At 72.6% G+C, this 26,361-nt stretch carries 25 protein-coding genes; 11 read left to right on the forward strand and 14 right to left on the reverse strand.

Annotated features, from left to right (window positions below; translation table 11 throughout):
* Nucleotides 1-88 precede the first annotated feature (88 nt).
* Nucleotides 89-1,147, forward strand: coding sequence for a DUF2637 domain-containing protein (locus ABUW04_RS34030; protein ID WP_030248121.1), 1,059 nt, complete (start codon nucleotides 89-91; stop codon nucleotides 1,145-1,147).
* Here the strand turns inward: ABUW04_RS34030 and ABUW04_RS34035 are convergent.
* Nucleotides 1,138-3,342, reverse strand: a complete 2,205-nt coding sequence (locus ABUW04_RS34035; protein WP_380568297.1) for a SpoIIE family protein phosphatase — start codon at nucleotides 3,340-3,342, stop codon at nucleotides 1,138-1,140. The two genes, ABUW04_RS34030 and ABUW04_RS34035, sit on opposite strands and share 10 nt — an antisense overlap.
* Nucleotides 3,343-3,577: 235 nt before the next feature.
* On the opposite strand from ABUW04_RS34035, the gene ABUW04_RS34040 reads away from it, so the two are divergent.
* Genes ABUW04_RS34040 through ABUW04_RS34050 form a run of 3 tightly spaced genes read left to right on the forward strand, consistent with a single transcriptional unit; the run spans nucleotide 3,578 to nucleotide 7,106 of the window.
* Nucleotides 3,578-4,282 (forward strand): urease subunit gamma, encoded by a 705-nt coding sequence (locus ABUW04_RS34040; RefSeq protein WP_380568298.1) that lies wholly within the window; start codon nucleotides 3,578-3,580, stop codon nucleotides 4,280-4,282.
* A 56-nt stretch (nucleotides 4,283-4,338) separates the two neighbouring features.
* Nucleotides 4,339-6,036: an urease subunit alpha gene (locus tag ABUW04_RS34045; RefSeq protein WP_030248126.1), complete on the forward strand. Its 1,698-nt coding sequence runs from the start codon at nucleotides 4,339-4,341 to the stop codon at nucleotides 6,034-6,036.
* A gap of 11 nt (nucleotides 6,037-6,047) precedes the next feature.
* A complete protein-coding gene (locus ABUW04_RS34050; protein ID WP_380568299.1) occupies nucleotides 6,048-7,106 on the forward strand; it encodes an agmatine deiminase family protein in 1,059 nt (352 codons plus the stop codon).
* 3 nt (nucleotides 7,107-7,109) lie between these two features.
* On the opposite strand, the gene ABUW04_RS34055 is transcribed toward ABUW04_RS34050, so the two are convergent.
* The 3 genes from ABUW04_RS34055 to ABUW04_RS34065 are packed head-to-tail and all read right to left on the reverse strand — an operon-like array spanning nucleotide 7,110 to nucleotide 8,850.
* Nucleotides 7,110-7,556, reverse strand: coding sequence for an ATP-binding protein (locus ABUW04_RS34055; RefSeq protein WP_380568300.1), 447 nt, complete (start codon nucleotides 7,554-7,556; stop codon nucleotides 7,110-7,112).
* Nucleotides 7,556-7,936, reverse strand: coding sequence for an STAS domain-containing protein (locus ABUW04_RS34060; protein ID WP_380568301.1), 381 nt, complete (start codon nucleotides 7,934-7,936; stop codon nucleotides 7,556-7,558). Before ABUW04_RS34060 ends, ABUW04_RS34055 begins: the two co-directional genes overlap by 1 nt.
* A gap of 2 nt (nucleotides 7,937-7,938) precedes the next feature.
* Complete coding sequence (locus ABUW04_RS34065; RefSeq protein ID WP_380568302.1) at nucleotides 7,939-8,850, reverse strand: RNA polymerase sigma factor SigF; 912 nt, start codon at nucleotides 8,848-8,850, stop codon at nucleotides 7,939-7,941.
* Nucleotides 8,851-9,061: 211 nt separating this feature from the next.
* Between ABUW04_RS34065 and ABUW04_RS34070 the strand changes: the two genes are divergently transcribed.
* On the forward strand, nucleotides 9,062-9,664 hold the full coding sequence (locus tag ABUW04_RS34070) for a TetR/AcrR family transcriptional regulator (protein ID WP_030248133.1): 603 nt from the start codon (nucleotides 9,062-9,064) through the stop codon (nucleotides 9,662-9,664).
* A gap of 104 nt (nucleotides 9,665-9,768) precedes the next feature.
* On the forward strand, nucleotides 9,769-10,755 hold the full coding sequence (locus ABUW04_RS34075) for a DUF4328 domain-containing protein (protein WP_380568304.1): 987 nt from the start codon (nucleotides 9,769-9,771) through the stop codon (nucleotides 10,753-10,755).
* 25 nt (nucleotides 10,756-10,780) lie between these two features.
* Here ABUW04_RS34075 and ABUW04_RS34080 read toward each other — a convergent pair whose 3' ends face one another.
* Nucleotides 10,781-12,283 carry a hypothetical protein gene (locus ABUW04_RS34080; protein WP_380568305.1) on the reverse strand — a complete coding sequence of 501 codons (1,503 nt, stop codon included), beginning with the start codon at nucleotides 12,281-12,283 and terminating at the stop codon, nucleotides 10,781-10,783.
* A 233-nt stretch (nucleotides 12,284-12,516) separates the two neighbouring features.
* Here ABUW04_RS34080 and ABUW04_RS34085 point away from each other — a divergent pair, with 233 nt between their 5' ends.
* Both ABUW04_RS34085 and ABUW04_RS34090 read left to right on the forward strand, forming a co-directional pair.
* Nucleotides 12,517-13,515, forward strand: a complete 999-nt coding sequence (locus tag ABUW04_RS34085; protein ID WP_030248139.1) for a hypothetical protein — start codon at nucleotides 12,517-12,519, stop codon at nucleotides 13,513-13,515.
* A 35-nt stretch (nucleotides 13,516-13,550) separates the two neighbouring features.
* A complete protein-coding gene (locus ABUW04_RS34090; RefSeq protein ID WP_380568306.1) occupies nucleotides 13,551-14,057 on the forward strand; it encodes a MarR family winged helix-turn-helix transcriptional regulator in 507 nt (168 codons plus the stop codon).
* A 100-nt stretch (nucleotides 14,058-14,157) separates the two neighbouring features.
* Here ABUW04_RS34090 and ABUW04_RS34095 read toward each other — a convergent pair whose 3' ends face one another.
* Both ABUW04_RS34095 and ABUW04_RS34100 read right to left on the reverse strand, forming a co-directional pair.
* Nucleotides 14,158-14,655, reverse strand: coding sequence for a methylated-DNA--[protein]-cysteine S-methyltransferase (locus tag ABUW04_RS34095; protein ID WP_380568307.1), 498 nt, complete (start codon nucleotides 14,653-14,655; stop codon nucleotides 14,158-14,160).
* A 14-nt stretch (nucleotides 14,656-14,669) separates the two neighbouring features.
* A complete protein-coding gene (locus ABUW04_RS34100; RefSeq protein ID WP_380568308.1) occupies nucleotides 14,670-16,172 on the reverse strand; it encodes an AlkA N-terminal domain-containing protein in 1,503 nt (500 codons plus the stop codon).
* Nucleotides 16,173-16,344: 172 nt separating this feature from the next.
* Between ABUW04_RS34100 and ABUW04_RS34105 the strand changes: the two genes are divergently transcribed.
* Entirely contained in the window at nucleotides 16,345-16,836 is a 492-nt protein-coding gene (locus ABUW04_RS34105; RefSeq protein WP_380568309.1) for a rhodanese-like domain-containing protein, read from the forward strand.
* Between the two features lie 20 nt (nucleotides 16,837-16,856).
* Here ABUW04_RS34105 and ABUW04_RS34110 read toward each other — a convergent pair whose 3' ends face one another.
* The gene (locus tag ABUW04_RS34110) at nucleotides 16,857-17,711 is read right to left on the reverse strand and encodes a sulfotransferase family protein (RefSeq protein ID WP_380568310.1); all 855 of its coding nucleotides are present in this window, start codon (nucleotides 17,709-17,711) and stop codon (nucleotides 16,857-16,859) included.
* 172 nt (nucleotides 17,712-17,883) lie between these two features.
* Nucleotides 17,884-18,576 carry a DUF4230 domain-containing protein gene (locus ABUW04_RS34115; RefSeq protein ID WP_084713307.1) on the reverse strand — a complete coding sequence of 231 codons (693 nt, stop codon included), beginning with the start codon at nucleotides 18,574-18,576 and terminating at the stop codon, nucleotides 17,884-17,886.
* A gap of 198 nt (nucleotides 18,577-18,774) precedes the next feature.
* Between ABUW04_RS34115 and ABUW04_RS34120 the strand changes: the two genes are divergently transcribed.
* Complete coding sequence (locus ABUW04_RS34120) at nucleotides 18,775-18,933, forward strand: hypothetical protein (protein WP_157623497.1); 159 nt, start codon at nucleotides 18,775-18,777, stop codon at nucleotides 18,931-18,933.
* 1 nt (nucleotide 18,934) lies between these two features.
* On the opposite strand, the gene rsgA is transcribed toward ABUW04_RS34120, so the two are convergent.
* Complete coding sequence (gene rsgA / locus ABUW04_RS34125) at nucleotides 18,935-20,044, reverse strand: ribosome small subunit-dependent GTPase A (RefSeq protein ID WP_380568311.1); 1,110 nt, start codon at nucleotides 20,042-20,044, stop codon at nucleotides 18,935-18,937.
* Nucleotides 20,045-20,302: 258 nt separating this feature from the next.
* Between rsgA and ABUW04_RS34130 the strand changes: the two genes are divergently transcribed.
* Nucleotides 20,303-21,334 (forward strand): L,D-transpeptidase, encoded by a 1,032-nt coding sequence (locus tag ABUW04_RS34130; protein WP_380568312.1) that lies wholly within the window; start codon nucleotides 20,303-20,305, stop codon nucleotides 21,332-21,334.
* A 22-nt stretch (nucleotides 21,335-21,356) separates the two neighbouring features.
* Here the strand turns inward: ABUW04_RS34130 and ABUW04_RS34135 are convergent, their stop codons facing one another.
* The 4 genes from ABUW04_RS34135 to ABUW04_RS34150 all read right to left on the reverse strand — a co-directional run bounded on the left by ABUW04_RS34135 (nucleotide 21,357) and on the right by ABUW04_RS34150 (nucleotide 26,214).
* Nucleotides 21,357-22,913, reverse strand: coding sequence for an MFS transporter (locus ABUW04_RS34135; protein ID WP_380568313.1), 1,557 nt, complete (start codon nucleotides 22,911-22,913; stop codon nucleotides 21,357-21,359).
* Between the two features lie 85 nt (nucleotides 22,914-22,998).
* Nucleotides 22,999-23,439, reverse strand: a complete 441-nt coding sequence (locus ABUW04_RS34140; RefSeq protein ID WP_380568314.1) for a hypothetical protein — start codon at nucleotides 23,437-23,439, stop codon at nucleotides 22,999-23,001.
* Between the two features lie 67 nt (nucleotides 23,440-23,506).
* Nucleotides 23,507-24,736 (reverse strand): YihY/virulence factor BrkB family protein, encoded by a 1,230-nt coding sequence (locus ABUW04_RS34145; RefSeq protein ID WP_380568315.1) that lies wholly within the window; start codon nucleotides 24,734-24,736, stop codon nucleotides 23,507-23,509.
* Nucleotides 24,737-24,852: 116 nt separating this feature from the next.
* Nucleotides 24,853-26,214 carry an FAD-dependent oxidoreductase gene (locus ABUW04_RS34150; RefSeq protein WP_380568316.1) on the reverse strand — a complete coding sequence of 454 codons (1,362 nt, stop codon included), beginning with the start codon at nucleotides 26,212-26,214 and terminating at the stop codon, nucleotides 24,853-24,855.
* Between the last annotated feature and the right edge of the window lie 147 nt (nucleotides 26,215-26,361).

A 26,361-nucleotide genomic window follows, 5' to 3' on the forward strand; every position in this document is an offset into this window, starting at 1 on the left:
TGCGCCCCGGAGGTTTGAGCCAGGATGGTTCCCACTTCGGCACCGGCCGGGGTCGTGGACGTTTGAGCTCCGAGGTTTGGGCAGGGGCATGAGAGTTTCCGACACAACGCTGGGGTGGGGCGTCGCTGCCGTCACGGGCCTGCTTCTCATCGCGGGGCTGGCGACCCTGCTGCGGTCGCGCGGCTCCGCTTCCCGTGCGAGCACCGACTCGTGGGAGCGCAGCGAGGAACGGCGGCGCAAGAAGGAGGCCCTGTACGGCTCGGCCTCCTACGTGCTGCTGTTCTGCTGCGCCGCGGTGGCCGCCGCGCTGTCCTTCCACGGACTGGTCGGCTTCGGCGTGCAGAACCTGGGGTTGTCCGGCGGCTGGGAGTACCTGGTGCCGTTCGGCCTGGACGGGGCGGCGTGCTTCTGCTCGGTGCTGGCGGTGCGCGAGGCCAGCCACGGCGACGCGGCGCTGGGCTCGCGCATCCTGGTGTGGCTGTTCGCGGCCGCCTCCGCCTGGTTCAACTGGGTGCACGCGCCGCGCGGGGTGGACCACCACGGCGCACCGCAGTTCTTCGCCGGGATGTCGCTCTCGGCCGCGGTGCTGTTCGACCGCGCGCTGAAGCAGACCCGCCGGGCGGCGCTGCGCGAGCAGGGCCTGGTGCCGCGTCCGCTGCCGCAGATCCGCATCGTGCGCTGGCTGCGGGCGCCCCGGGAGACCTACGCCGCCTGGTCGCTGATGCTGCTGGAGAACGTGCGCAGCCTGGACGAGGCGGTCGACGAGGTCCGCGACGACAAGCGGCAGCGCGAGATCGAGCGGCACGAGCAGCGCCGGGCCTCCCGGCACGAGCGGGCCGAGCTGCGGGCGCTGAGCAGCCGCGGCTGGTCCCGCGGGCTGCGCGCGCAGGCGGAGCTGCCGGCCCCGGCCGGCCCGCGTACGGCCGCGGGTGAGCGTTCCCCGGCCGCGGAGCCCGTCATAGCCGACAACGACCCGCTGGAGACGGAGACCCCCGCGACCCCGGTCCCGCCGGTGGTCGAGCTGCCGGTGCGGCCCAGGCCGGAGGAGCGGACCTTCGACCTCTCGGCGGAGGACGACACGCTCACCCTGCCCCGGCTGGACTCGCTGGAGCAGAAGCTCAAGGACCTGGAACAGCTCTACGGCTGAGGTTCCGGGTCGGCGGCCTTCGGCTGACGGTGGATCAGCTCGAACCACATCCGCTTGCCGCTGCCCCGGGGGTCGACGCCCCAGGCGTCGGAGAGCGCCTCGACCAGCATCAGCCCGCGCCCGGAGGAGGCCTGCTCCCCGGGCGTGCGGCGGCGGGGCCACAGGTCCGACTCGTCGTCCACCTCGACCCGGAGCCGGGCCGACCCCTCCGGGCCGCCCTCCTGGTAGAGGCGGGCGGTCAGCACCGCGTCCCGGTCGGTGTGCACCAGGGCGTTGGTGACCAGCTCCGAGGTCAGCAGTTCCACGGTGTCGGCCAGGTCGCCGACGCCCCAGCGCCGGACCGCGTCCCGCAGCTCGCCGCGCACCTCGGAGATCTGGGCCAGGTCGGCCTGCTGGATCCGGCGCCGCAGCTGCCGGGGGCGGCTTTCGGCCGGGCCCTCCCAGCGGAGCAGCAGCAGGGCGATGTCGTCGTCCCGGTCATGGCTGTCGGCAGCCTGCTCCTCCAGCCGGTCGGCCAGCGCCTCCAGGGCCGCGGGCCCCTCCGGGTGCGGACCGGCGATGGTACGGCGCAGCCGCTCCATGCCCTCGTCGATGTCGATGGTGCGGGTCTCCACCAGTCCGTCGGTGCAGAGCAGCAGCATCTCCCCGGGGTCCAGGGTGAACCGGGTGACCGGGTAGGCGCTCTCCGGGTCGATGCCCAGCGGCAGCCCGCCGGCCACCGGCTGGACCGCGGCGCTGCCGTCGGCGCGGCGCACCAGCGGGTCCAGGTGCCCGGCGCGCACCGCGTAGACGGCGCCGTAGTCGACGTTGACCTCGGCGTAGAGGCAGGTCGCGAAGTGCCCGGTGTCCAGGTCGGCGAGGAAGCGTGAGGCGCGGGCCATCACCGCGGCCGGCGGGTGGCCCTCGGCGGCGTAGGCGCGCAGAGCGATCCGCAGCTGGCCCATCACCCCGGCGGCGTGCACGTCGTGCCCCTGCACGTCGCCGATGACCAGCCCTACGTGGCCGCCGGGCAGCGGCACCACGTCGTACCAGTCGCCGCCGATCTGCAGCCCGGTCCCGGCCGGGAGGTAGCGCACCGCGGTGCTGAACCCGGGCAGCGGCGGCACCCGGCGCGGCAGCAGCACCCGCTGCAGGCCCGCGGCCAGCTCGTGCTCGGCGTCGTGCAGCCGGGCCCGGGCCAGCGACTGGGCGACCATGCCGCCCAGGGTGCTGAGCAGGGTCCGGTCCTCGGAGTCCAGCTCGCGGTCCTCGGCGAAGCTGACCAGGCAGACGCCCAGCGGTCGGCCGCTGGCGATCAGCGGCAGGAAGGCCCAGGCGCTGTGCCTGGTGTGCTGCACCATCGGCGCCCAGGCGCCGGGGAAGCGCTGCTGGTACTCCGGCCGGCTGGAGATGAACACCGGGGTGCGGGTGCGCAGCGCCAGCGCCGCCGGGTGGTCGGCGTCCAGCGGGACGTGGTTGTGCGGCGGCGGCGCGGTGTCCGGGTCGTAGCCGGTGGAGCGCAGGATCTGGATCCGGCCGTTCTCCAGCACGGCCAGGATCAGCCCGTCCGGGGGGATGCCCGGCAGCGGCAGCTCGGTGAAGACCCGGGCCACGTCGTTCATGCTGGTGGCCTCGGACAGGGCCCGGGCGGCCTCCTTGATGAAGCGGGTGCGCTCCTCGCGGAGCACCGCCAGATGGTCGGCGCGCACGCGTTTGTGCAGCTCGGCGGTGGCGTCCCAGACGAAGCCGACCATGTGCGAGGGCCTGCCGCGCTCGTCGGCCAGGACCCGGCCGCGGAAGCGCACCGCGTGCATCTCGCCGTCGGCGAAGACGGTGCGGTAGTAGGCGCCGCACTGGCCCAGCGTCTCCACCGCCCTGGCCACCCGGCGCCGCACGATCGGGGCGTCCTCGGGGTGCAGCATGGCCAGGAAGGACTCGGAGTTCAGCGGCGGGGGTCGGTGCCCGGTGCCGTCGTCGAGCGGGATGCCGAGGATCAGGCAGGCTCGGTCGTCGCCGTCGACGATGTCGCTGTGCAGGTCCCAGTCGAAGGAGCCGATCCCGTTGGCGGCCATGGCCGGCGCCAGCCAGGCGGGGGTGGCCTCACCGGACTCCGAATCGCCCTGCAGGCTCGCTGCCATCAGACCGCCGGACGAGGAGAGGAAGGTGAGTCCCGGAAGCTCCGTGGGCAGGCGCGGCGACTGGGGTGCGGACGCCATTGCTCTCCCTGCCGGTCGTCGGTTCCGTGACTCCCGGAGGTCGGCGGCCCCTGGCCGGCGACTGCGGAAAAACGTCACGTTTATCTGGGCTTCATCCTGTCGGATGAAGGTATCAGCGGCAATGCCGGAATCGGAGTCCGGCGCGTCCCGGCTCCTTGCTGGACATCGACCAGTCGGTCGGGGTTCAATGCCAGCGAGGGTTTGAACGGCGTTCTAAAGACCGGGACGAGGCACTGTGCGACTGACACCGACCGAGCGGGACCGGCTGCTGCTCTTCACCGCCGCCGAGCTGGCCCGAGCGCGGCGGGCGCGCGGGGTGCGGCTGAATGTGCCGGAGGCCACCGCGCTGATCGCCGACACCGTCTGCGAGGCCGCCCGTGACGGCCGGCGGCTGGCCGAGGCGGTCGAGGCCGGCCGGTCCGTGCTGACCGCCGACGACGTGCTGCCCGGCGTTCCGGACGTGGTGACCACGCTGCAGGTGGAGGCGGTCTTCGACGACGGGACCAGGCTCTGCGTGATCGACGACCCGTTCCGCGGCGCCGGATCGCTGGGCCCGGACGCCCCCGGGGCCGCACTGCCCGGCACCGGCGAGGGCTACCAGGCCCCCGAAGCTCCGGTACGGCTGCCGGTGCGCAACACCTCGCCGGTGCCGATCAGCGTCACCTCGCACTTCCACTTCTTCGAGGCCAATCCGCGGCTCGCCTTCGACCGCGCCGCTGCCTACGGCACCCGACTGGCGGTACCGGCCGGCTCCACGGTGCGCTTCGACGCCGGGGCGACCGTCGAGGTGGAACTGCTGCCGATCGGCGGCGCCCGGGTGGCCATCGGCTTCGCCGGCCTGGTGGACGGCCCGCTGGACGCCCCCGGCGCCAGGGAGGCGGCACTGGAGAAGGCCCGCGCCACCGGATATCTGACCCAGTACCAGGAGGACGGCCAGTGACCGCCAGCGGTTTCGACGCCCACGGCTGCCACGGCCGCCCGGGGCCCAGCAGCACCATCTCCCCCGCCGACTACATCGCCGTGCACGGCCCGCGCACCGGCGACCGGGTCCGGCTGGGCGACTCCGGTCTGATCGTCCGGGTCGAGTCCGACTCCCAGCAGCCCGGCGAGGAGTTCCTGGCCGGCTTCGGCAAGACGGCCAGGGACGGCCTGCACCTCAAGGCCGCCGCCGTCCGCGACACCTGCGACGTGGTGATCAGCAACGTCCTGGTCATCGACGCCGTGCAGGGCATCCGCAAGACCAGCATCGGCATCCGCGAGGGCCGGATCTGCTCCATCGGCCGGGCCGGGAACCCGGACACCCTGGACGGGGTGGACGTCGTGGTCGGCACCGGCACCACCATCGTCTCCGGCGAGGGCATGATCGCCACGGCCGGGGCCATCGACACCCATGTGCACCTGCTGTCGCCGCGGATCATGGAGGCCTCGCTGGCCTCCGGCGTCACCACGATCATCGGCCAGGAGTTCGGCCCGGTCTGGGGCGTCGGCGTCAACTCGCCCTGGGCGCTGCGGCACGCCTTCAACGCCTTCGACGCCTGGCCGGTGAACATCGGCTTCCTGGCCCGCGGCTCCTCCTCGGACGGCGCACCGCTGGTCGAGGCCCTGGCCGAGGGCGGCGCCTCCGGCTTCAAGGTGCACGAGGACATGGGCGCCCACACCCGCGCGCTGGACACCGCGCTCCGGGTCGCCGAGGAGCACGACGTCCAGGTGGCCCTGCACACCGACGGGCTGAACGAGTGCCTGTCCGTGGAGGACACCCTGGCCGTGCTGGCGGGCCGGACCATCCACGCCTTCCACATCGAGGGCTGCGGCGGCGGACACGTCCCCAACGTGCTGAAGATGGCCGGCGTCCCCAACGTCATCGGCTCCTCCACCAACCCGACCCTGCCCTTCGGCCGGGACGCGCTGGGCGAGCACTTCGGCATGATCGTCTCCGCGCACGACCTCAAGGTCGACCTGCCCGGCGACGCCGCGATGGCCCGCGACCGGATCCGGGCCGGGACCATGGGCGCCGAGGACGTGCTGCACGACCTGGGCGTCATCGGCATCACCTCCTCCGACGCCCAGGGCATGGGCCGGGCCGGCGAGACGGTGCGCCGGACCTTCGCCCTGGCCGGGAAGATGAAGTACGAGCTGGGCCCCATGGACGGTGCAGGTTCGTTCGGTGAGAGCAGCGGCGGCGACGACAACGAGCGGGTGCTGCGCTACATCGCCAAGCTCACCATCAACCCCGCCATCGCCCACGGCCTGGCCCACGAGATCGGCTCCATCGAGGTCGGCAAGCTCGCCGACCTGGTGCTCTGGCGTGCCGACCACTTCGGCGCCAAGCCGCAGCTGGTGCTGAAGTCCGGCTTCCCCGCCTACGGGGTCACCGGCGACCCCAACGCCTCCACCGACCGCTGCGAACCGCTGGTGCTGGGCCCGCAGTTCGGGGCGCACGGGGCGACCGCCGCCGACATCTCGGTGGCCTTCGTCGCCCAGGCGGCCGTCGACAACGGCGACGCCATGCCGACCCGGCGCCGGCGCGTCGCGGTCCGCAACACCCGTGGCATCGGCCCGCGCGACATGCTGCGCAACGGCCGCACCGGCACCGTCGACGTCGACCCGGCCACCGGGCTGGTCTCCCTGGACGGCGAGCTGCTGCAGTCCGTACCGGCCGACTCGGTCTCCCTCAGCCGCCTCTACTTCCTCTAAGGACAAGCACCATGACGAACCATCAGATCCCCGACCCGCAGACCCCGGCCGAGCTGGGCTACTCGATGCCCGCCGAGTGGCAGCCGCACGACCGCACCTGGATGGCCTTCCCCACCCCCAACGAGACCTTCACCGGTGACGACCTGCACGCCGCCCGGGAGGCCTGGGCCGCCGTCGCCAACACCGTGGTCCGCTACGAGCCGGTGACGCTGGTGGTCGCCCTCGGCGAGACCGAGGCCGCCCGCGGCTACGTCTCCGCCGAGGTCGAGATCGTCGAACGGCCGCTGGACGACGCCTGGATGCGCGACATCGGCCCCACCTTCCTCACCGACGGCAAGGGCGGCCTGGCCGCCGCCGACTGGGTCTTCAACGGCTGGGGCGCCCAGGAGTGGGCCAGCTGGGAGCACGACCAGCACATCGCCGAGGAGGTCAGCGCCCTGGCCGGGGTCCGCCGCTTCGCCTCCCGCCTGATCAACGAGGGCGGCGGCATCCACGTCGACGGCGAGGGCACCGTCCTGCTCACCGAGACCGTGCAGCTCGGCGAGGGCCGCAACGCGGACTGGACCAAGGAGCAGGTGGAGGCGGAGATCCACGCCCACCTGGGCACCACCAAGGCGATCTGGGTGCCGCGCGGCCTGACCCGCGACTACCAGCGCTTCGGCACCCGCGGCCACATCGACATCGTCGCCGCCTTCCTCAAGCCCGGCACCGTCGTGGTGCACAGCCAGCCCGACCCGGCCCACCCCGACCACGAGGTGACCCGGCAGATCGCCGACCTGCTCCGCGCCTCCACCGACGCCCGCGGCCGCCGGCTGGAGGTGGTCGAACTCCTGGCCCCCACCGTGCTCTTCGAGGAGGACGGCGAACCCGTCGACTACTCCTACATCAACCACTACCTCTGCAACGGCGCCGTCGTCCTCTGCGCCTTCGACGACCCCCGCGACCAGGCCGCCGCCGAGCTGTTCGCCCGTCACTTCCCGGACCGGAAGGTCGAGTTGGTCGACGCCCGGGAGATCTTCGCCAACGGGGGCGGCATCCACTGCATCACCCAGCAGCAGCCCCGGGCCTGAACCTCAGCGGGCCGCCCGGACCTCCAGCCAGACCGTCTTGCCGCGCTCGGACGGGGCGCTGCCCCAGACCTCGGCCAGCCGGGTGACGATGTGCAGGCCGTGGCCGCCGGGGCGGGCCGCCTGGTGCGGGGTGCGCGGGTGGGGCTGTTGCGGGCTGAGGTCGGAGACCTCCACCCGCAGCCGCTCCCCGGTGCAGCGCAGCGCCAGCTCGGTCGGCCCGCCGGCGTGCAGGCAGGCGTTGGTGACCAGTTCCGAGACCAGCAGCAGCACGTCCTCGGCCACCGCCTGCTGCTCCTCGGTCCGCCCCGGCAGCCACTCCCAGTCGGTCAGCGCCTTGCGGGAGAAGTCGCGGGCCCGTCCGACCGGCCCCGCGGTGCCGGTCAGGGCCAGCCGCCGGATCTGGCCGCCGGGTGGCAGGACCGGGGTGCGCCTGACCGTGTCCTGGCCCATCACGCGGCCGCCAGCGCGTCGTCGAGATCGGGATGGATGCTGAACACCGTCCCGGCGCCGGTGATGTCGAACATCCGGACCACATGGCCGCGCAGCGCGGCCAGCCGGATGACCACGCCCTGACCGTCGGCCTGCAGTCGGGCCGCCAGCAGCACATTGAGCCCGGTGGAGTCGCAGAAGGCCAGCTCGGAGCAGTCCACCACCACGGTCGGACGACGCCCCGCCCGTCCGGCCCGCGCCAGGGCCTCCGCCAGCCGCTCCCGCAGGGCCGGGGCGGTGTCGTGGTCCAACTCGCCGGTGAGGGCCAGCACCGGGACGGCTCCGACCTCGCGCAGGTGCACGGCGAAGCGCGGGATCGCGTCCGCTCCGAGCTCGGGCACGGTCACTCCTCGACGAGCAGGTGCGCCCGCAGCTTGTCCAGGGCCCGGGTCAGCAGCCGGGAGACGTGCATCTGCGAGATGCCCAGCTCCGCGCCGATCTGGGACTGCGTCAGTTCGGCTCCGAATCGCAGCGACAGCAGGATCCGCTCGCGCTCGCTGAGCCCGGCCATCAGCGGCTTGAGCGACTCCAGGTTCTCGATGCCCTCCAAGCCGGGGTCGAGGGTGCCGACCCGGTCCGCGAAGGAGCCCTCGGTCTCGTCCTCGCCGGGCTGGGCGTCCAGGGAGCTCACCGAGTAGGCGTTGCTGGCGACCAGTCCCTCGCAGACCTCCTCCTCGGTGATGTCGAGGTGCGCGGCCAGCTCGGCCGCGGTCGGGGAGCGGTCCAGCGCCTGGGCGAGGTCGTCGCCGGCCCGGGCCAGGGCGAGCCGGAGCTCCTGCAGCCGGCGCGGCACGTGCACGGCCCAGCTGGTGTCCCGGAAGAAGCGCTTGATCTCGCCGAGCACGGTCGGCAGGGCGAAGGTGGGGAACTCGACCCCGCGGGCCGGGTCGAACCGGTCGATGGCCTTGATCAGGCCGATCGTGCCGACCTGGACGATGTCCTCCATCGGCTCGCTGCGGGTGCGGAACCGCGCGGCGGCGAAGTGGACCAGCGCCATGTTCAGCTCCACCAGGGTGTTGCGCACGTACTGGTACTCGTGCGTGCCCTCCTCCAGCGTCGCCAGCCGGGCGAACATCACCTTGGACATGGCCCGGGCGTCGGTGGGACTGACACCGGACGGGTCGAGGAGAGCGGCGGGGTGGACGACAGCGGCGGGGTCGGCGAAGGCAGGCAGTGCCACGTCCGCGACGGGTTCCGCGGACCGCTGCGGGGCAGCGGCGGTGCTCCTCGTCATGACCTTGGTACTGCTGTTCATGGTGCTCCTCCCTGGGATGTGACCGGCATGAACGGCTTCCATGCGGTCGATCGCTCACTGATCAGGACTGACTTCGGGCGGTCGTGTACCCGGGCAGGTCGATCCCATGCGCCCGGAGCCGGAATGATTTCGAACGGGCGCGCCGGTCCGGCTCCGGTCCGGCTGCTTTACTGGGTTAGAACGACATTCCAACGCCATCGGAGGGACCGGCGTGCCAGACCGGGAGCAGGGCCGACGCCCCGCGCCGCCGCGCGAGGAGGTGTTCGCCGCGGCGATGGACGCCATCGCCGGGCAGGGGCTGGCCGCGCTGACCATGGCCGGACTCGGACGGCGCCTGGGCATGAGCGCGGGACACCTCCTCTACTACTTCGGCAGCAAGGACCAACTGCTGCTGGAGACCCTGGGCTGGAGCGAGTCCGAACTGGGCGAGCGCCGCCGCACCGCGCTCCGCTCGGACGCACCGGCGGCCCGGCGGCTGGACGACTACGTCGCCCTCTACCTGCCGACCGGCATCGGCGACCCGCGCTGGGCCCTGTGGGTGGAGGTCTGGGGCCGCTCGCTCGCCGTCGAGGCGATGCGCACCGGGCAGGCCGTGATCGAGGCCGCCTGGCGGACGGACCTGGTGGCACTGCTGCGCCAGGGCATCGCCGCCGGCGAGTTCCGGGCCGTCGATCCGGAGCGCTTCGCGGTACGGCTCGGCGCCCTGCTGGACGGCTTCGGCACGCCCGTGGTCACCGGAGTGCCCGGGGCCGGCCGGGAGGCGGCGCTGGCGCACATCGGCGAATACCTGGACGACTCGCTCCACCTGCGGTGACGCCGCCGCAGCGGGCCGGGCGGGCCGATGGACGGCCACCCGGCCGCTCGGTAGCATCAGCCGCCCCGCCGCCGATGAGCGGGCCTTTCCCAGGTGGAGTCACCTTGCCCTGTCCGTCCTGTTCGTCCCCGTATCTCGACCCCTACGGACGGTGCTCCGCCTGCGGCTGGGGCGGCGCCCAGCCGCCCTCGGCCTACTACCCGGTCGCCTACACCGTGCCCACGGCGCCGACCGGGCTGGCACTGGCCGTACAGATCCTGTTCGCCGTCGGCCTGCTGGTGTCGCTGCTCTTCGTCGGCCTGGACGGCTACGGCCTCGCGCTGTCGCACTCGATAGCCACCGACGGCTCCGGCAGCCACCTGGACGCGGCCACCGCCACCGACGGCGGGGCCGCACTGCTCCTGGTGCTGGAACTGCTGCTGGTCCTCGGCACCGCCGTCACCTTCATCATCTGGTTCTTCAGGTCCGCCAGGCTCTCCGCGGTGCTGGCCCCGGGCCGGCAGCGGCTGCGCCCCGGCTGGGCGATCGGCGGCTGGTTCGTCCCGCTCGCCTACCTGGTGCTCCCCCGGCTGGTGGCCGGGGACATCTGGCGGGCCTCCGAGCCGCTGGCCGAGCAGCCGGTGCGCCGGCCGCGCACCCTGCTGGTGACCTTCTGGTGGCTGACCTTCGCCCTGAGCCAGCTGGTCTTCGCACTGCCCTACGCCCCGCTGGCCATGCTGATGCGGCACAGCAACGAACTGGGCGACGACATCAGCGTCCCGGTCTCCACCGCATGGTTCGTCTGGGCGTTCGTGATCGGGGCGCTGCGGATCGCGGCCGCCGTGCTCGGCATCCTGATGGTGCGTCGGGTGACCAGCCGTCAGCAGGTGCGGATCATGCAGGGACCGGGGACGGGACACCCCTACTCGATGGCAGCGGCGATGCAGGCCCCGGTCTACGGGACCGCTCCGGTGCCTCCCGCTCCGGCCGTGGAATTCGCCAAGCCCGCGGCCGAGCCCGTCCCGGTCGAGCCCGTCGCCGTCGAGCCCGCGGACGCGGTGCCGGCCGACGCCGTGCCCGCCGACGCCGTACCCGGGCGGGCCGAGGACTGACCGCGCCCGCCCCCGGCCCGCCGGGTCAGTCCTCCCAGATCGCCGCCGCGGTGCGGTCCGCCGTGTAGCCCTCGGCGCGCACCTGGATCTGCCGCAGGAAGTCGACCTGGCCCGGCGGATGCGGGTGCGCCCAGTGGTCGGCGAGGAAGTCGGACACCGCAGGCTCCTCGCGCAGCGGCCGGTCCAGGCCCTCGCTGCAGAGCAGCAGCACATCGCCGGGCTCCGGCACCACCACCCGGAAGCGGAAACGGTCCGGGCTGCGCGGCGCCCCCGAGGGCTTCTCTGCGCCGGCCCCGGCCGGCTGCTGCGAGCCGACCAGCCGGCGTCCGGCGTAGGCGTCGTACCAGGCGTCGTCGCCGAGCAGCAGCAGGCCGCCGGGGCCGAGGCCGAAACCCGCCCGCAGCCTGCTGGTCGGGTCCAGCGGGGCCAGCAGCGCGTGCAACGATCCGCCGGTGCCGCTGAGTTCGGTGGACGAGCCCGACTGCGGCACCCGCTGCAGCCGGACCGCGGCCCGGGCGGTGAGCCGCTGCAGCCCGTACCGCAGCCGCTCCTGCGCGCCCACCCGGAGATCGGCCAGCAGTTCGCCGCGGCTGCGGCCGACCGAGGCGGCGAGCTGGCGGCAGGCGTCGTCGGCGAGCGAGGGGCTCTCCTCGGGGGGCGGGGTCGCCATGACCACCAGCAACAGCGCCTCACTGCCCTCACCGAAGCGCAGCGTCAGCAGCCGGTCGCCGCGGACCTCGCCGCGGCGCCGGGCCCGGTCACCACGGACCGAGGCAGCGAGCAGGGTCATGGTTCCGTAGCGGGCCCCGTCCAGGGCGGTGTCCGGGACCATCCCGACCAGCAGGTCGGGGTCGGCCGCCGGAAGCGCCGCGGGCTCCGGCTCCTCACCGGAGGAACGCTCCGTCGGACGCGCGCCCGGCAGCGGCCGGGCCGGGGGCACCGGGATCCGCGGCGCCGCGACCTTCGGCGCGGCCGGTACGGCGGGCGGCGCGGGGGTCACCGGTGCTGAGGGGGTGCTCGGTGCTGAGGGGTTACTCGGTGCCGTGGGGGTGCTCGGTGCGGTGCTCGGCAGCGGGGGGACCGGGATGTCCGGGATGTCGTCGTAGGGGTCGTAGGGGTCGTAGGGATCGAACAGGTCGTCAGATTCCTCCGAGGCCCGCTGCGCGGGGACGGCCCTGGGGTCGGGCTTCAGCGCCGGTATCCGGGGCGGACGCACCGGCAGCGGCGGCAGCGGCGGTTCGGCGTCCCTCGGGGGCTCGGCGTCCCTCGGCGGACCGTCGACCAGGGTGGGCGGACCGCCCGGGGCAGCGCCCTCCTCGCTCCGCGACGCCGGGGGCGACGGCGGCACCGGGGGCGACGGCACCGCACCGCTCAGCATGCCGCTGGCCGAGTCGAACCAGTCGTCCACCGACCCGGGCCCGGCCTCGGCCCGCGGTGCGTCGGGGACCTCGTCCCCCGGCCCCTCGTACACGGCGTCCCACCAGGAACCGTCCGCCCCACCCGACGCGGGTCCACCCTGGCTGCTCATCGATTCGTCTCCTCAGCGACAATTCCGCACCCCGGACGGACGCCATTGTCCACGTCCCGACCCCGCTCACCGGGCGGAACGGGCGAATCGGATCACCCCGTGGCGCGCAACCACACTTCCTCCACAGGGTCCCGACTACCCGGAAAGCTCCTGGCCAGGCATGATGACCTTCAACTACTCCTATTACTCCAGCTTCCCGGGCGGGACGGCGGCGCGAAAGCGAGGCGGGTCAGGTGCTGGGCTTCGTCGGACTGGACGACGTGAGCGAGGAGGTCTACCGGCTGCTGGTCGGGCTGGGCTCCGCCTCGGTCGACGAGCTCTCCGGCAAGCTCGGCCTGCACCACGGCGACCTGGTGGCCGGCTCCCTCGACGTCCTGGAGGAGCTGGGCCTGGTCGCGCAGTCCTCGCTGGAGCCCGGCCGGTACGTGGCCGCGCCGCCCGCGGTGGCGCTGGGAGCGCTCCTGTCCCAGCGCAGGCACGAACTCACCCAGGCCGAGCGGTCGGTGGAGATCCTGGCGCAGGAGTACCGCCGCAACGCCGTCGGCCTCTCGCTGGGCGACCTCATCGAGGTGGTCACCGGGGCCGCCGCGGTGCGCCACCGCTTCGAGCAGCTGCAGCTGGGCGCGGAGCACGAGGTACTGGCCCTGGTGACGAGTTCGCCGATCGCCGTCAGCGGCGACGAGAACGGGGCCGAGCCCATCGCCGTGGCCCGCGGCGTCGACTACCGGGTGGTCCTGGAGCGCGCCGCACTGGACGACCCCGGCAACGCCGTCGCCCTGTTCACCGCCCTGGACCGGGACGAGGAGATCCGGGTCGCCGACCGGGTGCCCACCAAGCTGATCATGGCGGACCGCTCGCTGGCGATGCTGCCGCTGCGCCCGCTGAACGCCCCAGGCGAACCCTCCGCGCTGATCGTGCGCGCGGGCGGCATGCTGGAGGCCCTGACCGGGCTGTTCGACTCGGTCTGGGAGTCCGCCCTGCCGCTGCGGGTGTCCGAGGCCTCGGGGAAGCGTGCGCTGGTGCGGGACGCCGGCGAGCAACCGGAGGACGTGGACCTGCAGATCCTCTCGCTGCTGCTGGTGGGGATGACCGATGTGAGCGTCGCCAAGCAGCTCGACCTGGGTCTGCGCACGGTGCAGCGGAGGGTCAAGCGGCTGATGGACCTCGCCGAGGTCACCACCAGGATGCAGCTCGGCTGGCACGCGTACGAGCGCGGCTGGGTGTCCCGCTAGCAGCGCTGACAGCGCGCCGCACTAGTCTGTGCTCCATGTCCGATCCTGCCCCCCGCTCAGCGACCGCGGCGACCGCCGCAGCTCCCCACACCGTCGATCCCGCGCAGGTGCAGCGACTCACCGACGTGGTGACCCGACTGCGTCGCGCCCTGCGCAGCAGCATCCGTACGGACTACCCGTGGGAGTCGCTGCCGATGGCGCAGGTCGAACTGCTGCAGACGCTGGCCACGGGGCCCCTGCGGGTCGGCGAGTTGGCGGCGCGTCAGCGGCTGGCGCCGAACACCGTCAGCGGGCTCATCGGGAAGCTGCTGGAGTCCGGTTTCGTGGACCGGCAGGCCGACCCGGGCGACCGCAGGACCGCGAGGATCGCGGTGACCGAGGCGGGGTACCGCCAGCTGGCCGACTGGCAGCAGGCGCACGAGCGGCGGATGGCCGCGGCGTTGTCGTTGATCTCGGCGGAGGACAGCGCCGCGGTGATGGGCGCCCTCGGCGGCCTGGAACACCTCGCCATCGCCCTCGGCGAGGAACCACCCACAGCCTAAGGGGCGCGGGGAACTGCGCGACCAGCCCTCTACGGAGGTGCATGGTTGGCAGCGCCTGCTTTTCATCGAGCAGAGCCCCGCGCCCCTGTTGTGGTGACGGTCAGTTGAAAAGTGACTGGTCCCTGGACTCCAGGCCCAGGAGGAGCTTCTTGGCATCAAGGCCTGCGGCGAAGCCGGTGAGCGCGTCGTTGGCGCCGAGGACGCGGTGGCAGGGGCGGACGATGAGCAGCGGGTTGGCCCCCACCGCGCCCGCGACCGCCCGTACCGACGTGGCCGGTCGGCCCGCCGCCGAGGTGAGTTCGCCGTAGGTGACGGTGGCGCCGTAGGGGATGGTGTCCAGGGCGTCCCACACCCGCTGCCGGAACTCACTGCCGACCGGGGCCAGCGGCAGGTCGAACTCCTTGAGCTCGCCCTCGAAGTACGCAGTGAGCTGGGCGACGGCCTCGGTGAACGGCGCCGGGTCCTCGATCCAGTCCGGGTCGGGGCTGCTCACCTGGCCCTTCGTGTTGGGCGCGAGCACATGCGAGAGTCGCCCCTGCCCGTCCGCCACCAGCAGCAGCACGCCCAGCGGTGAGTCCATGGTCGAGTAACTGGTCATCAGATGCTCCCTCGTCAGTCCTGCTTCTGCTTCTGCTTCTGCTTCTCTTTGCCTGCTTCGGTGGCGGCCACCCACAGGTGGTGCACCGCGTAGGAGCGCCAGGGCCGCCACCCCGAGGCGTCGACCGCCTCGGCGGCGCCGGCCGCGGCCAGCCCGTGCCGGACGCCGATGTCGGTCGGGAGATGGGCGTCCGGGTCGCCGAGGGCCCGCATCCGGACGTAGGAGACGGTCCACGGGCCGATCCCGGGCAGCGCCAGCAGCGCCGCCGAGGTCTGCTCCCGGTCCACGCCCGGGCTGAGGTCCAGCTCGCCGGAGGCCAGCGCCGCGCACAGCCCCCGCAGCGCCCGCTGCCTCGCGGCCGGCATCGCCAGGTCCGCCGAGTCGGCCTCGGCGAGGGCCGCGGCCGACGGGAACAGCGAGGTCAGGCCCCCGTCGGCGGCGGCCAGCCGGCGGCCGTAGCGCTCGGCGAGCCGCGCGGCCAGCGTCCGCGCCGCCGCGACCGTGACCTGCTGGCCGAGCACCGCGCGGACGGCGAGCTCCTGCGGGTCCACGTGGCCGGGCGACCGCAGCCCGGGACGGGCCGCGACCAGCGGGGCCAGCCACGGGTCCGCGCCCAGCACCCGGTCGACCGCGTCGGGGTCGGCGTCCAGGTCGAACAGGGCCCGGATCCGCTGGACCGCGGTGGTGAGGTCGCGCAGCGAGGTCAGCCGCAGCCGGCAGTCCAGCCAGCCCTGCGACCTGCGCGGCTGGTCGACCTCGGCGACGCCGGGGCCGCCCGGCAGTGCCAGCGTGCGGCGGTAGGTGCGCACCGCGCCCCTGCCGCCCGCCGCGGTGACCTCCTCGACGCCGGGCACCGCACGGACCGCCAGGAAGTCGAAGAGGTGCGCGGCGTCCAGCGGCTGCCGGTGGGCCAGCCGCAGCGGGATCGTCCCCGGCACCTGGGCCGGCTGGGACGAGCGGGCGGCCTTGTGCCGCAGCTCGGTCGGCGTGAGCCCGTACACCTCGCGCATGGTGTCGTTGAACTGGCGGACGCTGGCGAACCCGGCAGCGAAGGCCGTGTCGGTGGCGCTGACGTCGGTGGTCTGCAGCAGCAGCCGCGCCGTGTGGGCGCGTTGGGAGCGGGCCAGCGCCAGCGGTCCCGCGCCCAGTTCGGCGACCAGTTCGCGGGTCAGGTGCCGCTCGCTGTAGCCGAGGCGCGCGGCCAGGCCGGAGACGCCCTCGCGGTCGACCACCCCGTCGCCGATCATGCGCATGGCGCGGCCGACCAGGTCGGCGCGCAGATTCCAGTCCGGCGAGCCGGGAACCGCGTCCGGACGGCAGCGGCGGCAGGCCCGGTAGCCGCCGGCCTGCGCTGCGGCGGCGCTGGGGTAGAAGTGCACGTTCTGCCGCTTGGGCGTCACCGCCGGACAGCTGGGGCGGCAGTAGATGCCGGTGGTCCGGACGGCGGTGAAGAACACGCCGTCGAAGCGTGCGTCGCGGCTGCTCACCGCTCGGTAGCTGCTCTCCTCGTCGATCACAGCTCCCAGTCTGCGGCATCCGGGAGCCAAGGACTAGCGGGAATCGGACATGGGCGTACGGCCCGCCCGCTGGCGGAATCTTCACGAGCACCGGCGTTCACGCCACTCGTGGGCACCCCGGCTGCGGCGACATGATCGGTGCGACGCGATACCGCCGCCCCGAGGAGTCAGCATGACGACCGCCGTCCCCACCAGCGCCGTCCCCACCAGCGCCGTTCTCTCCGTCGCCCCGGCCGAGCCGGCCGTCGCCGCCGCGCACTTCGCCGAGCGGCTCGCCTTCGAGGCCGACGTCTCCGACGTCCACGCCGACCTGCAGGCCGGGGTGGACGGGATCGTCGTGGTGGACACCCGCAGCGACGCCGCCTGGGCGCAGGGACGCATCCCCGGCGCGGTCCACATCCCCACCGCCCGGATCGCCGAGCTGGCCCCGGCCCTGGTCGCCCCGGGCGCCACCGTGGTGACCTACTGCTGGGGCCCGGGCTGCAACGGCGCCACCCGGGCCGCCCTCGCCTTCGCCCGGCTCGGCCACCCGGTCAAGGAGATGCTCGGCGGCTTCGAGTACTGGGTCCGCGAGGGTTTCGCCTTCGACACCGCCCAAGGCGGCGAGCAGCGCCCGGTCGACGACCTCACCGCCCCCCGCTCGGGCATCGCCTGCGCCTGCTGACCGACCGCAGGCCCAACCGCTCAGCCGGGGTAGCCCCAGGTCCGGGTGATGCCGCGGAGCACCGCGGGGACCTCGGCCGCCGACGGTAGCGGCCTGGCCTGCTGGACCCGGCCGGAGGCGATGTTCTCGCTCCAGTCGCCGAAATAGGGCTTGAAGGGGCCGTGCTCCTGCTTGCCGTAGTCGAGCATCTGCGGCTCCCAGTCGACGCCCAGGTAGTCGCAGATGCGGCGGGTCTCGCGCTCGGGCTCGGCGGTGAGTTCCTCATAGGTGAGGGTCAGGCCGTCGAGACATCGGCGCGCCTCGTCCACGGCGGCGATCTGGGTCGCCACGTCGCCGATCGCCCGCTCGCGGGTGAAGTCGTTGTGCCTGGCCAGCATCGACTCCACCACCGAACCGGGGTGCCGGAGCAGGAAGAGGTAGCGGGCGTTCGGCCAGGCCGTGGAGATGCGGCGCCAGATCAGCGCGTTGGACGGGGTCTTGTCGACGATGACGCCCTTGCCGCTGCGCTGCAGCTCGTGGTCCAGCACCCGGTCCCAGAGCAGGTGCTCCAGCGTCTGCCGGGCCAGGCCCAGCTCGTCCATGATCCCGTCGACGTAGTCGGCGCCCAGGTCGACCCGGAGCGAGTCCAGGTGCAGCTCGTGCGGGGCGCGGATGCGCGAGTGGCTGTTGAGGAGCACCCGCAGCAGGGTGGATCCGGAGCGCTGGGTGGAGATCACAAAGACCGGGGAGTCGACCAGCCGGGTACTGGGCACCCGGTCGGGCAGATGGACCCTGCGCCTGGGCTTGACGCCCGGCGGCCGGAAGGCCTCGATGAGGAATTCCGACCTTCGACGGACCGCCCGTCCCACTGCCCTGCTGCGCTGCGTCTGCTCCATGGCTGCAACACTCACGTAACTTTCCTAATGAATTCTTAGGAACGGATGAGCGCAGAATTTGACGGAATACTCCCAGGAAAACGGGAGGGAGGCCCGCCGTCCGGCGGACCTCCCCTGATGCCCTGATGCCCTGAGGCCCTGATGACCTGGTGCCCTTGGCGTGTGCCTCAGCTCACTTGTAGGTGACCGTCACCGACGTGAAGCCGAGCGAGCCCAGCAGTCCCTTGAGCATGGCGCTGGTGTTCTGCTCCGCGCGGGTGGTCAGCCCGCTGGCGGCGGCCGCGGCCTCGATCTTCTGTGCGGCCAGGACGTCCAGCTGCTGCTGGTTGTTGGGGTTGCTGGAGAAGAAGTCGCCGATCCGGTTGAACAGCCCCCGCTGCTCCGCGTAGGTGTAGGAGTTCTTCGGGTCCAGCGCGGTCTTGTCCAGCGCGGCGTGCGGCAGCACGATGGTCGCGCTCCTGCGGTCCTTGCTCACCGTCACCCCGGCCTTGCCCATGTCCACGTAGGAGCCGACGGTGCCGGCCGCGACGTAGAGGGTGCGCTTGCCGAGCAGCGCCGAGGGCAGGAACTTGGCCTCCTTGTCGATGTCGACGACCAGCTGGAAGTTGCCGTCCGCCGCCTCGTAGTGGCTCATGTTCTCGATCGACTGGAGCACCGCCGGCTGGCTGCGGTCGACGGTGGTGGTGCCGAACGGGTTGGGCAGCGAGGGAAGCCAGTTGAACTTCCCGGCGGCGAGGAAGAGCGCGACGATCACCACGAAGGTGATCGGGATGCTGATGTACCAGGGGACGCGGCGCCGGGCGTACCGCCGCTCCTCGACGACGGGCCGCTCGGTCTCCGTCGCGTCTCCACGCAGGGACCTCATGGTTGTCTCCTCTGCCAGGGGTTCCGGGGGCGTCGCTCCGACGCCCTCGACCACCTCCTACCCCGTACCCGCCGACCCAAGGACCCGTCAGTTCGACGGTCGGGCAACAGGATTGTCACCGGGTGATCCCGGTCGCCGCCGGTGTGGGAGCCGGACCGACCGGGCACCACACAGGTAGGCGGATTCCGGGAGGTCACCATGGTCGGCGTGGTGCTGGTCGGCATCGTGATCGCCCTGCTGGCGGTCGCCGCGATCGGCTTCACGCTGTGGAACGACGGGCAGGGCCTGCCCCGCGGCCGCTCCAGGGACCGGAGCGGGCGGCGCAGGCCCCCGGACGGCGGGCCGTCGGACGACTGAGTCAGCGCCTTCCCTTCGCCCGCAGCGCCGCACCCCGCTCCCGGTCGGCGGCCTTCCAGCGCCTCAACTGCTCGGCGCGCAGCCGGGCGTCGGTCCGCGCCGCGATCCGCTCGTTCTCCCGGCGCAGCTTGCGGTAGCTGTCCAGCCGCCGCTCGTCCAGCCGGCCGTCCCGCAGGGCCGCCAGCACCCCGCAGCCGGGCTCGGCGACATGGCCGCAGTCGCCGAAGCGGCAGTCCCGCGCCAACGCCTCGATCTCGGCGAAGGCCTGCTGCAGCCCCTGCGCGGCGTCGAACATGCCGACTCCGCGCAGCCCGGGGGTGTCGATCAGGACACCCCCGCCGGGCAGCGGCAGCAGTTCCCGGGCGGTGGTGGTGTGCCGGCCCTTGCCGGAGCCGCCGACCGGGCGGACCGCTCCGGCGGTCGAACCGGCGCGCCCGGTCAGCGAGTTGGCCAGGGTGGACTTGCCCGCGCCGGACAGTCCGACCAGGGCGCTGGTGCCGGGCAGGCGGCCGGCGAGTTCCGGCATCCCCTGCCCGGTCAGGGCGCTGACCACGAGGACGCCGACGCCGGGGCTGACCCGTTCGACGTCGGCCCTGATGTGGTCGCCGTCGGGGGCCGCGTCCGCCTTGGTGAGCACCACCAGCGGCTGTGCCCCGCTCTCCCAGGCCAGGGCCAGGAAGCGCTCGACCCGGCCGAGGTCGGGCTCGACGGACAGCGAGACGGCGATGACCACGGTGTCCACATTGGCCGCCAGCACCTGCCCCTCGGACCGCTTGGAGGAGGTGGACCGCACCACCGAGGTGCGCCGCGGCAGCAGCGCGCGGACGGCCGGGCCGGACGCGGCGGGGCCGACGGCCGCCCAGTCGCCGGTGCAGACGTAGTGCAGCGGGTCGTGCACCGCCACCGGCGCGATGTCGGCCCGGAGCGGGACGGCTTCGCCGCCGTCCGCGACCACGACCTCGCACAGGCCGCGGTCGACCCGGACGACCCGTCCGGGCAGCAGGCCCGCCTCGGCGTGCCCACGGAACTGTTCGGCGCACAACTCGTCCCAGCCGTAGCGGGCGAGCGGATGCGCGGTGTCGGAAGGTGTGCTGATGACAGCGTCGGACAAGGGAGACCCTTCGAAGGGCGGCCCCGGTTGACGTGGCGTCAGGCGGGGACCGCAGGAGTGGGAACGATGTGCTGCACCGTGATCGCCATCAACGTCCTCACCTCCTGTCCCCGCTGTGTCTGCTCCCGGATGCGGCGGCCAGCGTAACCGGGCGCCGGCGCCGGCTGCCATCAGTTTTTCCGGCCGGTACGGGTGCAACCAACTCGAACGGGGTTGCGTGAGGCTATTCGAGAACTCGGAAACGCTTGTGGGGGGACCATGAACGCGCAGCGCAGCACCGTCCGTCGGAGAAACGGCCTGATCGGCTCGGGGGCGGCGACCCTCGTCGCGCTGGCGCTGGCCGGCTGTTCGGCGGGGGGCGGAGCAGGAGGCGGTTCGAACGCCGCCGCCGGGCTGGGCGGGGCTCCGCAGGCCGGCGCCGGCAGCTCGGCGAGCAGCGCGCCCGCTGCGAGCGCCTCACCCTCGGCCGCCCCGAGCACGCCCTCGGCCTCGCCCTCCCCCACCGGACCCACCGTGCCCGAGCCCGCCGTGCTGGCGGACGCGCAGATCAATGTCGGCGAGGGCCAGACCGTCGGTGTCGGCATGCCCGTCTCGGTCACCTTCGCGCACCCGGTCCCGACCTCGCAGCGGGCCGCGGTGGAGCAGTGGCTGACGGTCCAGGCTGGCGGCGTGACCGGGGCCTGGAGCTGGATCAAGGACCGCAACCTGCTGGACGGCGAGCGGGTGGACTTCCGCCCGCAGAGCTACTGGAAGCCCGGCACCGAGGTGACGGTGCATCTGGGTTCGCAGACGGTGCGGCACTTCACCGTCGGCCGCTCGCTGATAGCCACCGTGGACGTGCGCACCCACCAGATGACCGTGGTGAACGCCGGGAGGACCACCCGCATCCCCATCACCGCGGGCCAGCCCGGTCTGGACACCTGGAACGGCGTCATGGTCGTGCTCGACAAGGCGCAGAAGGTGCTGATGGACTCGCGCACCGTCGGCCTCGGCGACGCCTATCTGGGCTACTACTACTGGGCGGTGCACATCACCACGTCCGGGACCTACGTCCACCAGAACCCCAGGGCCGACACCTACGGGGGCAAGGAGAACGTCACCCACGGCTGTGTCGGCCTCGCCGACGACGGCACCGCGAAGAGCTTCTACAACGAGGTGATCCCCGGCGACGTGGTCAAGGTGATCCACTCCAAGGACACCGTCGCCGCCGGCAACGGCTACGGCGACTGGAACCTGAGCTGGACCCAGTGGCTGGCCGGCAGCGCCCTCAAGGGCGCCACCGGCGCGTAGCCGCAGTAGTTCTGAGTGTCCGTCAGGCAGCGGTGACGGCCGATTCGTCGGACTCCTGGGGCTCCGGCTGCTCCTGGAGTCCGCGGCGCAGGCCGAACAGCGCCACCAGGCAGGCCACCGCCATCACCCCGGCCATGATGTAGAAGACGGTCTGGGTGGCCCGGGCGAAGTCCAGCCGGACGAAGTGCGGGATGCCCGCCGTGCTGCCGCCGGAGCCGGTGCCCGAGTTGGCGTCGGCCGCCTTGACCGCCTCGGCGTGGGTCAGGCCCTGGGCGGTGAGCGAGGAGACCAGGTGCGAGCGGGTCTCGGTGACCATCACCGTGCCCAGGATGGCCAGGCTGAGGCTGGAGCCGTAGTTGCGCACGGTCTGGGTGATCCCGGTGGCCTCGCCGTAGGAGAGGCTGGAGGCCCGGTTGACCGCGTCGGTGTTGGCCGGGCCCATCATCAGGCCCATCCCGGCACCGGCGATGACGATCATCCACATCTCCTTGTTGAAGTCGAGTGTGGTCAACCGCTGGGCCCAGAGGTAGAAGCCGACCGCCGCGACGGCGCAGCCGATGACGACCGGGCGCTTGGCGCCGACCCGGTCCAGCATCCGCCCGCCGATCTGCGCGGCGACGACGAAGCCGAGGAAGAAGTACAGCAGGCTCTCCCCGGCCTGGGACGGCTTCTCGTCCAGGCCGACGGCGGCGTACTCGCTGGCGAAGAAGAACATCGGGACGAACACCATCATGGCGACGCCCAGGATGACGTTCTGGACCACGAACGCCCGGTTGTTGAAGATCGAGACGTTCATCAGCGGCGAGGCGACGGTCTTCTCGTAGCGGAAGAACACCACCAGCAGCAGCAGTCCCAGGCCGATGCTCAGGCCGATGCCGGGGTTGCTCCAGCCCCAGATGTTCGACTGCTGGAAGCCGAAGACGCTGAGCGCGACCCCGGCGGCGATCAGCACCAGGCCGCGGTAGTCCATCGGCGCCGGACGGTGCCGGGTCTCCGGCTTGGACAGCACGATCAGCACCAGCGCGATCAGCGCGATCGGGATGTTGACCCAGAAGATGGCCCGCCAGGTCCAGGCGCTGAGGTAGCCGCCGAGCAGCGGCCCCACCGCGGTCAGACCGCCGGCGATGCCGAAGAAGAGGGCCAGCGCCCGGCCGCGCTCGCGCAGTTCGTAGGTGTTCACCACGATGGCCAGCGCCGCCGGGTACATGATCGCGCCGCCCACGCCCTGCAGCGCGCGGAAGGCCACGATCCAGGTCTCGGCCAGGCTGCCCTTGGGCGTCAGCCCGCACAGCGCTGAGGCGCCGGCGAAGACGATCACCCCGATGGTGACCATCTTCCGGTGGCCCACGGTGTCGGCCAGCCGGCCGCCGTAGGCGAAGAGCGCCGCCATGGTGAGCAGATAGGAGTTGACCGCCCACTGCATCCCGGTGCTCGACAACCCGAGCTCGCTCTGGATCTTCGGTGCCGCGATCGAGACGATCGTCTGGTCGATGAAGGTCATCGCCACCGCGAAGATCATCGCGGTCAGCACCAGGTTCTTCCGGCCCGTCCCCACGGACCCCGTACTCACACTGCTCACTCGGTCAGCTCCCCCGTCGTCTGGTCAGCCTGTACGGACGCTGAGAGTAGCGGCTCCCGGTGTGACCGAGCAGGCGGACGGCGGTCTAAGCGCGGACGACCTCACCCGGGCGCAGTGCCTGCCGGGCCGCCTCGACGAAGGCCTCCCTGCGGGCCTCGACCTGGTCCAGCGAGCCGTGCCCGGTGCCGAGCAGGTCGACCAGTTCACGTGCGGCGCCGCACGCCTCCGGAGGTCCCGCCAGCAGCACCGCGGCGAAGGCGCGGCGCAGCGCCGGCAGGTCGGAGGCGTCGCCGACCCGGGTCCTGCGGGTCAGCACCAGTACCTCGGCGGCGGCCAGGAAGTCCGCGTAAGCGCCACGCCTGAGCTCCAGCTCACGGGCGGTCCGCTGGTCCCGAAAGGCCGTCAGCACCGCCTCCAGCACCGCGTCCGCCCGCCGGGCGCCGGCGACATGGGTGAACCCCCCGGTCACCAGGCCGCCCGCGACTGCTGCGCCGGCCGCGATCAGCGCGATCCACCCGTCACCCATGCGTACATTCTTTCCATCTCCGGCCGGGTGACGCAGCAGGATCCGGACATCCGGGCCTGACCCGGGGTCAGAGCCCGCGGCTGCGGCGGCCGCGCTCCCAGCCGCCGCGCCTGCGCTGGTCCTTCGGGTCCTCGGGCGGCGGGTAGGGGTTGCGGCGGCGGATCTTCCTGGACTGGATCCGGTCGCGGAGGTTGGTCGGCGCCAGGAAGTCGGCCCAGCGCTCCGGGTACTCGGACGGGGCCTCGCCCTCCGCCTCCTCGCCCTCCGGCGCCGGGTTGGCGGCCTTGTTGCGCACCGCCGCCCGGCGCGCCTCGGCGCGGCGTATCAACTCCGCAGCGGCCTCCTCGCGGGCCCGCTCGTTCTCGGCCCTGGCCATCGCGGTCTCGCGGCTGGGCCACATCCGGTCGATGGCGGCGTTCATCGCCGCGCCGACCAGCACCGCCATCGCGGTCACGCCGATCCACAGCAGCACCGCGACCGGCGCGGCCAGCGACCCGTACACGGTCGGCCCCTCGACGGCGTGCACCAGGTAGAACCGCAGCACCCCGCTGCCGATCACCAGCACCAGCAGCGCGACCAGGGCCCCGGGCAGGTCCTCCTTCCACGGCGTCCGCACCGGGACGGCCACGTGGTAGAGGGTGGTGAGGAAGACCACCGACAGCACCATCGCCCCGGGCCAGTACAGCGCGTGCACCAGCCCCGCCGACTCCGGGAAGGCGTCGACCACCTGCCCGGGGCCGGCCACCACCAGCGGCAGCACGATGGTGCCGACGATCAGCGCGACGATGTAGAGGCCCAGCGACAGCATCCGGGTGTGGATGATCCCGCGCTTGCCCTCCAGCCCGTACATGATGGTCACGGTCTCGACGAAGACGTAGAGCGCCCGGGAGCCGGACCAGAGCGCCAGCATGAAGCCGATCGAGATCAGGTCGGGCCGGCCGGAGCTGAAGACGCTGTTCAGCAGGGGTTTGACGGTCTGATCGATGGAGGAGGGGGACAGCACGGTCGCCGCCGCGTTGAGGATGTCCTGTTCCAGCACCTTGATGGTGCCGGCGCTGAGGTAGCCCAGCGTCCCGGCGACGCAGAGCAGCAGCGGCGGCACCGACATCAGCGTGAAGAAGGCGACCTCGGCGGCGAGCCCGGTCACCCGGTACTCCATGCAGGTGTTGGTGGTGTCCTTGACCAGCTGCCAGGCGATCGTCCGGTACGGCGCACCCGCCCGCCGCCCACCGGCGCGCCGGGACGGCCTGGCTCTGTGCCGGGCCTTGGGGGGTGGCGTTTCGCCTGCTGGTTGCACCCTCAGAGAGTATCCAACCAGCAGACCCCGACCAGGCACACACCAAGGGGCGCGGGGAACTGCGCGACAAACCACGCACCTCCGTGCACAGGCGTCACAGCCCCGCCCCCACCCCGCTACGCCCCCGAAGCGTCCAACATCCCCTCACGAGGAACGATCTTCACCCGCTCCCGCCCCTGCGCCTCTCCGAGCGCCCGTTCGGCCGCGTCCAGCCGGTACCACCCGTCCCAGGTCGTGTACCGCACCCCCGACGACGCCAGGAACTCCGTCACCGCGTCCTCCTCCGGCGCAGCCGGCTCCGCCAGCCTCCCGGCCTGGAAGTCGGCCAGCAGGTTGGCGACGGTCTCGTTGGCGTCGCCCTTGGTGTGGCCGATCAGGCCCACCGGACCGCGCTTGATCCAGCCGGTCACGTACGTGGAGGCCAGGTGCTCGCCGTTCTCGACGACCCGTCCGGCCTCGTGCGGCACCGTGCCGGTCTCCTCGTCCCAGGGCAGCTTGGGCAGTTCGGAGGAGAGGTAGCCGACGGCACGGTAGACGGACTGGATGTCCCAGTCGGTGAACCTGCCGGTCCCCTTCACATTGCCGGTGCCGTCCAGCTCGGTGCGCTCGGTGCGCAGCCCGACCACCCGGCCGTCCTCGCCGAGCACCTCGGTCGGGGACTCGAAGAAGTGCAGGAAGAGCTTGTGCGGGCGGTCGCCGACGTCCCGGATGGCCCAGTTCTCCAGCGTGGAGGCGACCATGTCGGCCTGCTTGTTGGAGCGGCGGGTGGCGATGCTGCCCTCGTCGTAGTCGATGTCCTCGGGGTTGACGATGACCTCGATGTTCGGCGAGTGGTCCAGCTCGCGCAGCTCCATCGGGCTGAACTTGGCCTGGGCCGGCCCGCGGCGCCCGAAGACGTGCACCTCCAGCGCCTTGTTGGCGACCAGCCCCTCGTGCACGTTGGCCGGGATCTCGGTGGGGAGCAGCTCGTCCCCGGTCTTGGCGAGGATCCGGGCCACGTCCAGGGCGACGTTGCCGACGCCGAGCACGGCGACCTTCTCGGCCTCCAGCGGCCAGGTGCGCGGGACGTCCGGGTGGCCGTCGAACCAGGAGACGAAGTCCGCGGCGCCGTAGGAGCCGTCCAGCTCGATGCCGGGAATGTTCAGCGCCCGGTCGGCGCTGGCGCCGGTGGAGAAGACGACGGCGTCGTAGAACTGGCGCAGGTCGTCCAGGTTGAGGTCACCGGGGTAGTCGATGTTGCCGAAGAGACGTATCTGCGGCTTGTCGAGCACCTGGTGCAGCGCGGTGATGATGCCCTTGATCCGCGGGTGGTCCGGGGCGACGCCGTAGCGGATCAGTCCGAAGGGGGCCGGCATCCGCTCGAACAGGTCGATGGAGACACCGGGGTCGGCCGCGACGTCGGACTTCATCAGGGCGTCGGCGGCGTAGATGCCGGCGGGGCCGGCTCCGACGATGGCGACCCGCAGAGGGCGAGGCATGTGGCGTTTCCTTCGATCTGGACGGCAGACGAGACTCCGGTAAGGGTAAGCATGCCTAAGAGTGATCGAGGAACAGTACCCGGCCCCGGTCTATGAGTGCATAAGCCGAAGTTATGACCCCTCCAAGAACAGGAACGGGATGCACCC

The organism is Streptacidiphilus jeojiensis (assembly GCF_042510965.1).
GTDB lineage: Bacteria > Actinomycetota > Actinomycetes > Streptomycetales > Streptomycetaceae > Streptacidiphilus > Streptacidiphilus jeojiensis.

Bases quoted from the DNA above. Each gene is read 5' to 3' on its own strand.
- ABUW04_RS34030 (WP_030248121.1), top strand. From the start codon at position 89: ATGAGAGTTTCCGACACAACGCTGGGGTGGGGCGTCGCTGCCGTCACG.
- ABUW04_RS34035 (WP_380568297.1), bottom strand. From the start codon at position 3,342: ATGGCGTCCGCACCCCAGTCGCCGCGCCTGCCCACGGAGCTTCCGGGA.
- ABUW04_RS34050 (WP_380568299.1), top strand. From the start codon at position 6,048: ATGACGAACCATCAGATCCCCGACCCGCAGACCCCGGCCGAGCTGGGC.
- ABUW04_RS34055 (WP_380568300.1), bottom strand. From the start codon at position 7,556: ATGGGCCAGGACACGGTCAGGCGCACCCCGGTCCTGCCACCCGGCGGC.
- ABUW04_RS34065 (WP_380568302.1), bottom strand. From the start codon at position 8,850: ATGAACAGCAGTACCAAGGTCATGACGAGGAGCACCGCCGCTGCCCCG.
- ABUW04_RS34080 (WP_380568305.1), bottom strand. From the start codon at position 12,283: ATGAGCAGCCAGGGTGGACCCGCGTCGGGTGGGGCGGACGGTTCCTGG.
- ABUW04_RS34090 (WP_380568306.1), top strand. From the start codon at position 13,551: ATGTCCGATCCTGCCCCCCGCTCAGCGACCGCGGCGACCGCCGCAGCT.
- ABUW04_RS34095 (WP_380568307.1), bottom strand. From the start codon at position 14,655: ATGACCAGTTACTCGACCATGGACTCACCGCTGGGCGTGCTGCTGCTG.
- ABUW04_RS34105 (WP_380568309.1), top strand. From the start codon at position 16,345: ATGACGACCGCCGTCCCCACCAGCGCCGTCCCCACCAGCGCCGTTCTC.
- ABUW04_RS34110 (WP_380568310.1), bottom strand. From the start codon at position 17,711: ATGGAGCAGACGCAGCGCAGCAGGGCAGTGGGACGGGCGGTCCGTCGA.
- ABUW04_RS34115 (WP_084713307.1), bottom strand. From the start codon at position 18,576: ATGAGGTCCCTGCGTGGAGACGCGACGGAGACCGAGCGGCCCGTCGTC.
- ABUW04_RS34120 (WP_157623497.1), top strand. From the start codon at position 18,775: ATGGTCGGCGTGGTGCTGGTCGGCATCGTGATCGCCCTGCTGGCGGTC.
- ABUW04_RS34130 (WP_380568312.1), top strand. From the start codon at position 20,303: ATGAACGCGCAGCGCAGCACCGTCCGTCGGAGAAACGGCCTGATCGGC.
- ABUW04_RS34140 (WP_380568314.1), bottom strand. From the start codon at position 23,439: ATGGGTGACGGGTGGATCGCGCTGATCGCGGCCGGCGCAGCAGTCGCG.
- ABUW04_RS34150 (WP_380568316.1), bottom strand. From the start codon at position 26,214: ATGCCTCGCCCTCTGCGGGTCGCCATCGTCGGAGCCGGCCCCGCCGGC.